General features: G+C 63.4%; 10 protein-coding genes and 1 tRNA gene. 9 read left to right on the top strand and 2 right to left on the bottom strand.

What is annotated here, in order from left to right:
* Nucleotides 1–915, bottom strand: a 915-nt coding sequence (locus tag QWB57_RS09520; protein WP_288969294.1) for an aconitase family protein, incomplete at its 3' end; no start/stop codon positions are given.
* Between the two features lie 80 nt (nt 916–995).
* Here QWB57_RS09520 and dusA point away from each other — a divergent pair.
* The 5 genes from dusA (at nt 996) to QWB57_RS09495 (ending at nt 5,591) form a co-directional block, all read left to right on the top strand.
* On the top strand, nt 996–1,994 hold the full coding sequence (gene dusA / locus QWB57_RS09515; RefSeq protein WP_223629402.1) for a tRNA dihydrouridine(20/20a) synthase DusA: 999 nt from the start codon (nt 996–998) through the stop codon (nt 1,992–1,994).
* Entirely contained in the window at nt 1,991–2,902 is a 912-nt protein-coding gene (locus QWB57_RS09510) for an arginine deiminase-related protein (protein WP_223629403.1), read from the top strand. The genes dusA and QWB57_RS09510 overlap by 4 nt, the downstream gene beginning before the upstream one ends.
* Nucleotides 2,903–3,021: 119 nt before the next feature.
* Complete coding sequence (locus QWB57_RS09505) at nt 3,022–3,381, top strand: hypothetical protein (protein WP_288969293.1); 360 nt, start codon at nt 3,022–3,024, stop codon at nt 3,379–3,381.
* Between the two features lie 50 nt (nt 3,382–3,431).
* Entirely contained in the window at nt 3,432–4,115 is a 684-nt protein-coding gene (locus QWB57_RS09500) for a response regulator transcription factor (protein ID WP_223629405.1), read from the top strand.
* A 21-nt stretch (nt 4,116–4,136) separates the two neighbouring features.
* Complete coding sequence (locus tag QWB57_RS09495) at nt 4,137–5,591, top strand: sensor histidine kinase (protein WP_223629406.1); 1,455 nt, start codon at nt 4,137–4,139, stop codon at nt 5,589–5,591.
* A 62-nt stretch (nt 5,592–5,653) separates the two neighbouring features.
* Here the strand turns inward: QWB57_RS09495 and QWB57_RS09490 are convergent, their stop codons facing one another.
* Nucleotides 5,654–5,953, bottom strand: a complete 300-nt coding sequence (locus QWB57_RS09490) for a hypothetical protein (protein ID WP_223629407.1) — start codon at nt 5,951–5,953, stop codon at nt 5,654–5,656.
* 199 nt (nt 5,954–6,152) lie between these two features.
* Between QWB57_RS09490 and birA the strand changes: the two genes are divergently transcribed.
* The 4 genes from birA (at nt 6,153) to QWB57_RS09470 (ending at nt 8,681) form a co-directional block, all read left to right on the top strand.
* Nucleotides 6,153–7,154 (top strand): bifunctional biotin--[acetyl-CoA-carboxylase] ligase/biotin operon repressor BirA, encoded by a 1,002-nt coding sequence (gene birA, locus QWB57_RS09485; RefSeq protein WP_288969292.1) that lies wholly within the window; start codon nt 6,153–6,155, stop codon nt 7,152–7,154.
* A complete protein-coding gene (locus QWB57_RS09480; RefSeq protein WP_223629409.1) occupies nt 7,154–7,873 on the top strand; it encodes a type III pantothenate kinase in 720 nt (239 codons plus the stop codon). Before birA ends, QWB57_RS09480 begins: the two co-directional genes overlap by 1 nt.
* Before the next feature lie 9 nt (nt 7,874–7,882).
* Nucleotides 7,883–8,560: an SPOR domain-containing protein gene (locus QWB57_RS09475; RefSeq protein WP_223629410.1), complete on the top strand. Its 678-nt coding sequence runs from the start codon at nt 7,883–7,885 to the stop codon at nt 8,558–8,560.
* Nucleotides 8,561–8,605: 45 nt separating this feature from the next.
* Nucleotides 8,606–8,681, top strand: a tRNA-Thr gene (locus QWB57_RS09470).

The raw sequence follows: 8,681 nt of genomic DNA, 5'->3' as shown, positions 1-8,681 counted from the left end.
GAACATCGCCGCTGTCGCGCCGTATTCGGGCGCCATGTTGGAAATGGTGGCGCGGTCGCCAATGGTCAGCGCGGCGGCACCCTCGCCACGGAATTCCAGATACGCGCCGACCACTTTGGCGGCACGCAAGAATTCGGTCAACGCCAATACCACGTCGGTGGCAGTGATGCCAGGTGCAGGCTTGCCGGCCAGCTCCACCGCGATGATGTCGGGCAGGCGCATCCACGACGGGTTGCCCAGCATCACGCTTTCGGCTTCCAGCCCGCCCACACCCACCGCGATCACGCCCAGCGCATCCACATGCGGGGTGTGCGAATCGGTGCCCACGCAGGTGTCCGGAAATGCCACGCCGTCCTTGGTGCAAATCACCGGCGACATTTTTTCCAGATTGATCTGATGCATGATCCCGTTGCCGGCCGGGATCACATCCACATTGTCGAACGCCAGCCGCGTCCATTCGATGAAATCGAAACGATCCGCGTTGCGGCGGTCTTCGATCACGCGATTCTTCGCAAACGCATCCTTGTCGAAGCCGGGTGCTTCCACCGCCAGCGAGTGATCCACGATCAGCTGCACCGGCACCACCGGGTTCACTTGCGCCGGGTCACCGCCTTGCGCGGCGATGGCTTCACGCAGGCCCGCCAAATCCACCAACGCGGTTTGGCCGAGGATGTCGTGACACACCACCCGCGCCGGAAACCACGGGAAATCCAGATCGCGACGGCGCTCGATCAACTGGCCAAGAAAGGCATCGATGTGCGCAGGCGCAGCGCAGCGCACGATGTTTTCCGCATGCACCCGCGCCGTGTACGGCAGGCCGGCCCACGCGCCTGGGGTGAGCGCTTCCACCGCCGCGCGGGCGTCGAAGTAATCCAGTGACGTGGCAGGCAAGGGTGTGCGGAAGGCTGTGTTCATGGCATGTGGCAGCGGCGTGGGGAATGCCTATTGTCGCGCAATGGGAAGCCGGTCGCGTTCGCCCCGTACAATGCGCGGCGATGATTGCATCCCCCGCCATCCCCACCGAGCAATTGCGCCTCTCCGTCGCCCCGATGATGGACTGGACGGATAGCCATTGCCGGGTATTCCATCGGCTGCTGGCGCCGCATGCGCGGCTGTATAGCGAAATGGTACATGCCAATGCGGTGGTGTTGGGGGACCGGGCGCGGTTGCTGGCGATGGATCCGGGTGAGCACCCGGTGGCCTTGCAGCTGGGGGGCAGTGAACCGGCGTTGCTGGCGCAGGCTGCACGCATCGGGGCCGAGTGGGGCTATGACGAAATCAACCTCAACTGCGGCTGCCCGTCCGACCGCGTGCAGGCAGGGCGCTTTGGTGCGTGTCTGATGCGCGAGCCGCAGCGGGTGGCCGACAGTGTGGCGGCGATGATTGCGGCGTGCAGTGTTCCGGTGACGGTGAAGTGCCGGCTGGGTGTGGATGATGATCACGAGTGGCAACACTTCGTGGGTTTCATCGACACCATTGTCGGTGCCGGTTGCCAAACCTTCGTGGTGCATGCGCGCAATGCTTGGTTGAAAGGGCTCTCGCCGAAAGAAAATCGCGAAGTGCCGCCGCTGCGTTATGACTGGGCGTACCGGCTCAAGCGCGAGCGCCCGCAGTTGCAAGTGATCGTCAATGGTGGCATTGCCGATGCCGAAGAGGCCAGCGCGCATCTGGCGCATGTCGAAGGTGCGATGCTGGGCCGTGCCGCGTATCACACGCCGTACTTGTTGCACGCGCTTGATGTGCGTTGGTTTGGCGGCGAACTGCAATCGCGTGCCGAGTTGCTGCGCGCTTATCGCCCATATGTAGAGGTGCAGCTGGCGCGCGGGGTGTCCTTGAAACACATTACCCGCCACCTGCTGGGCTTGTTTGCAGGACAACCTGGTGGGCGTGCGTTCCGTCAGGTGTTGAGTGAAGGCGCGCACAAACCCGGTGCCGATTGGACGCTGGTGGAACACGCATTGGTATTGACCGAACGAGAGCCGCATTCCCCATGATCACCCGCGACTTAGCCGGATTTTTTGAGTTGGCCCACAACACACCCACCGACTTCGGCCCGGCTACTGCGCGCGCTGCATTTCTGGTGGCACCGGATGGGTTTCGCCTGGCCGAACAATCCGCACAAGACAATGCCTATATGGCTGCGGCCGGCGCGTTCGATGCTGCCCGCGCATCCATGCAGCACCGCGAGTTGCAGCGCGCCATCGCAACGGCAGTGCCGGCCATTTGTTTTGCCGGCAATCCGCAGACGCCGGATGCGGTCTTTCCCAACAACGTATTCGGCACTGCACGGGGACGCTATATCGTCGGTCGCATGCGCCATGAGGTGCGTCAGCGCGAGGCCGCGCGCGCCGACATGCGTGACTTCTTCCGCGATGTGCTCGGACGGCAGGAGATCGACCTCTCCACCCAGCCGCATGCCTGCGAACTGACCGGTGCGCTGGTGATCGACCGCGTGCGCGGGCTGGGCTTCTGCGGCCTGTCCGAACGCTGCGATGAGGCCGGCGCGCGGCTGATGCACGAGGCTTTCGGGCTGCGCGCCACCCTGCTGTTTGATCTGGCCGCCGGTGAATACCACACCAATGTGGTGTTGGCGGTGCTGGCCGGGCGCGCCGTGGTGGTGTGTCCGAACGGGTTTGCCGATGCCGCCGTGGCCGCGGCGATCGCCGCGCTGTATGCGCCGCATGCGGTGGTCTGTGATGCTGCCGAACACGCCGCCTTCGTTGGCAATTGCATCGCGTTGTCGGGCGAGGGTGTGTGGATGAGCGCGCAAGCGGCCACCGCACTGACGCCGGCGCATCGGGAGGTGCTGGCGCAGGCGGGCTTGCGGGTGGAGTCGGTGGCGCTGGACGCAATTGAAGCCGCCGGCGGTTCGCTGCGCTGCTGCATTGGCGAGATTTACTGACCAAGGACGGCGTTTGTGCGCAAACCTGAACGGCGCGCTATCCTGTTCAGGAAACTTCAGGGCGGATTCACCGCCTGCTTCCAACAATGCCCCTGTCCGAGTTGCTAGGTTGATCTGCCATGTCCCGCTGTGATCGAACATTACCGAACGTACTTGCCGCTGCGCTGATGGCGTTGGTGCCAGTGGCCTCTGCATGGGCGCAACAGATGCCACCACCGCGTGACCGCAGTCAAGATCGCAGTAATCAAGATCGCGGCAATCAGGACCGCCCGCCGCCGCGTGATGCGATGTCCGATTCGGTACGGCGTGCCGAGCGCAACAGCCGTGGCGAAGTGTTGTCGGCCGAGCGTGTGCAGTACGACGGCCGCGACATGCACCGCGTCAAAGTGGTGGACGACCAGGGTCGCGTGCGTGTGTTCATGCAAGACCCGGCCCGTCGCAGCGGCAGTGATCAGGCCAAAAGCAGTAATGATGATTGACCCGTCGGTGCTTGCGCTGACCCACAGAACGCCATTTACGAGGATTGAGCATGCGCATCCTGCTGGTTGAAGACGAAGCCCCGTTGCGTGAAACCTTGGCTGCCCGCTTGAAGCGCGAAGGCTATGCCGTGGATGCCGCGCAAGACGGTGAGGAAGGCCTCTACATGGGCAAGGAAGTGCCGTTCGATGTGGGCATCATCGACCTTGGCCTGCCGAAGATGAGCGGCATGGAATTGATCCGTGCACTGCGTGCCGAGGGCAAGAAATTTCCCATCCTGATTCTGACCGCACGCTCCAGCTGGCAGGATAAAGTGGATGGCCTCAAGCAGGGTGCCGACGACTATTTGGTCAAACCGTTCCATGTGGAAGAGTTGCTGGCGCGCATCAATGCGCTGGTGCGGCGTGCCGCCGGTTGGAGCAAGCCGACGCTGGAATGCGGGCCGGTGGTACTGGATCTGGCCGCGCAAACGGTGAGTGTGGACGGTGCCAACGTGGACCTGACCAGCTACGAATACAAAGTGCTGGAATACTTGATGATGCACGCCGGTGAGCTGGTTTCAAAGGCCGACCTGACTGAGCACATCTACCAGCAGGATTTCGACCGCGATTCCAATGTGCTGGAAGTATTCATCGGTCGTCTGCGCAAGAAACTGGATCCGGATGGGTCGGTCAAGCCGATTGAAACGGTGCGTGGCCGTGGCTACCGGTTCGCCATTGCCCGCAGCGGCGAATGATTTTACCGGTGCCGGTGGTGCATGAGCTCCCCACCGATCCCTGATCCAGACGCTGCGCCCAGCGTGTTGCGTCCGCGTCGGCTGCGCATTGCGCAGCCGCGTTCGCTGCAGTCACGTCAGTTATGGGCGGCCAGCCTGGGTTTGATTGCCTTTCTGGCGCTGGCCGGCTTGGCGCTGGATCGCGCGTTCCTGAACACTGCACAAAGCGGCATGCGTGAACGCCTGCATAGTTATGCTCTGGCCTATGCCGGCAGCGATTTTGCCCGTGATGGCAGTGTGATTCCGCCGTGGGAGTCGCCGGATGCACGCTTCAAGCGTCCGGGCAGTGGTCTGTATGCGCAGATCGTGTTGGTCAATGGGCATTGGGAATCGGATTCCGCACAAGGCCCGAAATTGCCCGAGGGGCCGATGTTGCCGCCAGGCACCCAGACCTTCGAAGGGCCATTGCCGCTGACCCAGATCAATGGACAAGCCGGCGAGGTTTATCGCTACGGCTATGGTCTGGCACTGAGTGAAAACGGAGACGCGGCCAACGAATTGCAGTACACGGTGTATATCCTGGAGGACAGCACCGCACTCGGGCAGCAGGTAGCAACCTTCCGTACCGCGCTATGGCGCTATCTGGGCGGTGCCGGCGTGGTGTTGCTGCTGCTGCAAATGTGGGTGCTGCGTTGGAGCCTGCGGCCATTGCGTGATGTGATCGGCGAGCTCAAACGGGTGCAAGCAGGTAGTGCCGCAGGCATGAGCGAAGCGCATCCGCGTGAATTGGAACCGCTTACCGACAGCATCAATGCCTTCATCCACAGCGAGCGCGAAAATCTGGAACGGCAGCGCAATACCTTGGCCGACCTGGCGCACAGCTTGAAGACACCGTTGGCAGTGTTGCGCTCGCGGCTGGACAGCGATACCGGCGAGGCCGAGCTGCGCAGCGAAGTGGATACCCAATTGCGCCGGATGAATGATTTGGTGTCGTACCAATTGGCGCGTGCGGCGCGGTCGGGTCACCAGTTGTTTGCCGCGCCCATCGCGATTGAGCCACAGGCCGAGCAGATCGTGCTGGGCCTGGAAAAGGTGTATGCCAACAAGGGCGTACTGTGTGAATTTGAAATCGCCGCCGAGGCCCGCTTCCACGGTGAAACCGGCGACCTGCAGGAATTGCTGGGCAACCTGCTGGAAAACGCCTTCAAATGGGCGAAGTCGCGAGTGCTATTGACCGTGGCGGAAGGGCAGAAGCTGACCGATCGGCGGCCGGGGTTGCTGATCACGGTGGAAGACGACGGCCCCGGGATTGCCGAAGATCGGATTGCTTATGTGCTGCAACGCGGCGTGCGTGGTGACGAGCGTGTGCAGGGCCACGGCATTGGCATGTCGATCGTGCAAGACATCATCAAAAGTTATCGCGGGCAACTGCATGTCACCCGCTCGCACGAGCTGGGTGGGGCCAAATTCGAAGTGAGTTTGCCACCGGGCTTGTGAATCAAAACGAGCGTCCAGGATCACAGGGCCAGCGTGCGGGGCCACTTCAACCAGCCGCTGGCTTAGCGGAACATCCCCGGCAAAAAGCTGTGAAAGCGCGACGGCAAGACGCGGCTGTCACCGGCGCTGCGTGCGGGCACGGCTGCTTGCGACTTGGCTTTCGGCGTGCGTTGCACACGGCTGTTGGCAATCGCGCCGTCCAAGTCCGCATCATCCAAACGATCTGCAGGTGGTGCCGGAGGGTCGATGGCGGTGTTGGTGTTCTCGGGCAGCTGGTGCTTGGCCTCGGCGGCATTGGCACAGCCAAACGCAACCAGCAGGGCGAGGCAGGACAGTGTCTGGCGCAGGCTGACAAGGTGCATGGGCGTCACCGGGTAGAGAGCGTGCAGGGTGCACAACACCGCTGCCGACTATAGCAGGCTGCCCGGGCCTGGGATGCTGCGTCGCAACACGCAAGTTCCCGGACACGCAAGTGCTTGCGTATGATTTTGCACATGTCGACCTCTCGTGACCACGCCGCGCAACTGAGCGCCGTCCATCTACCCAATGGCGGCAGCCCACATGAGTGAGACCGCCGAGCGCGCACTGCTCCAGCGCCTGCAGCGCGGCCCGGTCAGTGGCGATCACTTGGCTGCGGAGCTGGGATTGACGCGTGCCGCGGTGTGGAAGCGGATCGAGGCGCTGCGGCAGGCCGGGATTGCCGTGGAAGCTGCGCCGGGGCGTGGTTATGCGCTGGCACAGCCACTGGATTGGCTGGATGACACGCACATTCGCGCCTTGTTGCCCTTGGCAGTGCAGCCCCAATTGACCGCACTGGACATTGTGTGGAGCCTGGATTCAACCAATAGCGAACTGCTGCGCAGGCAGACTCCGGACGCCGGTTGTGCGGTGCTGCTGGCCGAGCGGCAGACGGGCGGGCGCGGGCGTCGCGGGCGCGCTTGGGCTTCGCCATTGGCTGCACATATCTATCTGTCGCTGGCCAGATGTTTCGATGGTGGCTTGGCGCGCTTGGGTGGCTTGAGCCTGGTGGCAGGGGTGGCGGTGTGCGAGGCGTTGCACGCACTGGGCTTCACCCAAACAGGCCTGAAATGGCCCAATGATGTAGTGGTGACCGATGGCGATGGCCTGCGCAAATTGGGTGGCTTGCTGGTGGAAGGTGGCGGCGAAGCTGGCGGCGCAGCACGTGCGGTGATTGGGGTTGGCCTGAACGTGCGAATGCCTGCCGCGACGGCCCGGAACCTCGACCAGCCCTGGGTGGACATGCAGTCATTGCCGCATGCGCCGCCGTCACGCAATGCGGTGGTGGCGATGTTGCTGCAACATCTGCTGCCTGCATTGGAGCAGTTTGACGCACTGGGGTTGGCTGCCTTTCTGCCGCGCTTCAGCGCGTTGGATGTACTGGCTGGGCGCCCGGTATGTGTGCATGAAGCCTCGCGTGTGTGGCATGCACAGGCGCTGGGCATCAGCGAAGATGGCGCACTACGGGTGTGCAATGCAGCGGGTGAAATTCGTCATGTGCATGCAGCTGATGTCAGCGTGCGTGCGGCCAAGGTGGCCGGGTGATGACAACGTGGCTGTTGGATCTGGGCAATACCCGCCTGAAATACGCGCCGCTGGTGGCCGATGGCCAACTGGGCGCGGTGCACGCGGTGGCACATGACGATGCCGAAGCGTGGCTGGCGGCGTTGCCGGAAGGTGAGGTGGCCTGTATCGCCAGTGTGGCCTCGCCGGCGCGGCGGGTGGCATTACTGGACGCTTTGTGCGCACGCTTCCAACGCTTGCATCGGGTGCACACCGAACCTGCGTTGGGGCCACTGCGCATTGCCTACGCCAATCCTGCGCATCTGGGTGTGGATCGGTTTTTGGCGATGCTGGCGGCTGCCGATGGCCGCGCGGCCTTGGTACTTGGCGTGGGCACTGCGCTGACGTTGGATGTGCTGGGCGCGGATGGCCGGCACGGGGGCGGCCGCATCGCGCCGTCGCCTGAGGTGATGCGCGAAGCCCTGCACGCACGCGCGGCGCAATTGCCCGCCCGCGGCGGTGACTACACCGAATTTGCAGATGACACCGCCCCGGCTCTGGCTTCTGGCTGCGAAGGGGCGGCCTTGGCCTTGATCGAACGCAGCCTGCGCCATGCCACTACGCTGCTGGGCCAGGTGCCGCGCCTGTGCGTGCATGGCGGTGGCGCACAGGCGCTGCGCCCACACTTGCCCGTGCATGACTGGGTGCCCGATGCGGTCCTGCAAGGCTTGGCGCGTTGGCATGCGCTGCGAATCGCATAAACTGCACGGATGCTACTGCGCGCTGCCATCGTCATGCTTGTGATGCTCAATCTGGGGGCTGCTGGGTGGTGGGTCTTGCAACCGCTGGCGACCACTCCAGCAAGCTCGCCAAGTACGCGCACGCCCAGCCTGCAGCTGGTTGATGAACAGTCGGCAGCAACCGCGCTTGTGCCTGCTGCTCGCACGGTTGAGCCAATCACCTCTGCACCCGTGGCTACGCCGCCGGTGGCGGCCACGGCGGTGTGTTTGCGGTTTGGCCCGTTTGCCAGCAGCAGCGCGCGGGATGCAGCGCGTGTGCGCTTGCAGCAAGCAGGTGTTGACCCGCGTCCACATGACAGCCCGGCACGCGAGGTGCGTGGCTGGAAGGTGTACTTGCCGGCGCAGGCATCACGTGAAGCGGCACTGGCGCTGGCCGAAAAAATCAAGAGCGCTGGTGTAGCCGACCTCTTCGTGATGACCCAGGGCGACGACATCAACAGCATTGCCTTGGGGCGCTTCGGCAGTGAGTCCGCGGCCCAACGTCGGCAGTCCGAATTGCGGGGCAAGGGGTTTCCCGCACAGGTCGCGGCGATTGGTGGCATTCCTGCACAGACATGGCTGGATGCACAGTTGCCGCAGTCTGCGCACCGCGTTGATTTGGTACGCATCGCCCCCGCACAGCCTCTGGATTGCAGCACATTGCATTGATTCGGGCGGACAGCCCACGTCGAGCAAGGTAGAATGCGCACCCATGCCGCTTTAGCTCAGCAGGTAGAGCAACCGCCTTGTAAGCGGTAGGTCGTCCGTTCGATTCGGACAAGCGGCACCA

The sequence above is a fragment of the uncultured Thermomonas sp. genome (assembly GCF_937872235.1).
Lineage (GTDB): Bacteria > Pseudomonadota > Gammaproteobacteria > Xanthomonadales > Xanthomonadaceae > Thermomonas > Thermomonas beijingensis.
Note: the sequence above shows the minus strand (reverse complement) of the source record. Positions and strands in the feature narration are given on the sequence as shown.

What these genes read in the sequence shown, in the direction of transcription:
- QWB57_RS09480 (WP_223629409.1), top strand. Translation starts at nt 7,154, where the DNA reads ATGACAACGTGGCTGTTGGATCTGGGCAATACCCGCCTGAAATACGCG.
- dusA (WP_223629402.1), top strand. Translation starts at nt 996, where the DNA reads ATGATTGCATCCCCCGCCATCCCCACCGAGCAATTGCGCCTCTCCGTC.
- QWB57_RS09500 (WP_223629405.1), top strand. Translation starts at nt 3,432, where the DNA reads ATGCGCATCCTGCTGGTTGAAGACGAAGCCCCGTTGCGTGAAACCTTG.
- QWB57_RS09490 (WP_223629407.1), bottom strand. Translation starts at nt 5,953, where the DNA reads ATGCACCTTGTCAGCCTGCGCCAGACACTGTCCTGCCTCGCCCTGCTG.
- QWB57_RS09510 (WP_223629403.1), top strand. Translation starts at nt 1,991, where the DNA reads ATGATCACCCGCGACTTAGCCGGATTTTTTGAGTTGGCCCACAACACA.
- QWB57_RS09495 (WP_223629406.1), top strand. Translation starts at nt 4,137, where the DNA reads ATGAGCTCCCCACCGATCCCTGATCCAGACGCTGCGCCCAGCGTGTTG.
- QWB57_RS09505 (WP_288969293.1), top strand. Translation starts at nt 3,022, where the DNA reads ATGTCCCGCTGTGATCGAACATTACCGAACGTACTTGCCGCTGCGCTG.
- QWB57_RS09475 (WP_223629410.1), top strand. Translation starts at nt 7,883, where the DNA reads ATGCTACTGCGCGCTGCCATCGTCATGCTTGTGATGCTCAATCTGGGG.
- birA (WP_288969292.1), top strand. Translation starts at nt 6,153, where the DNA reads ATGAGTGAGACCGCCGAGCGCGCACTGCTCCAGCGCCTGCAGCGCGGC.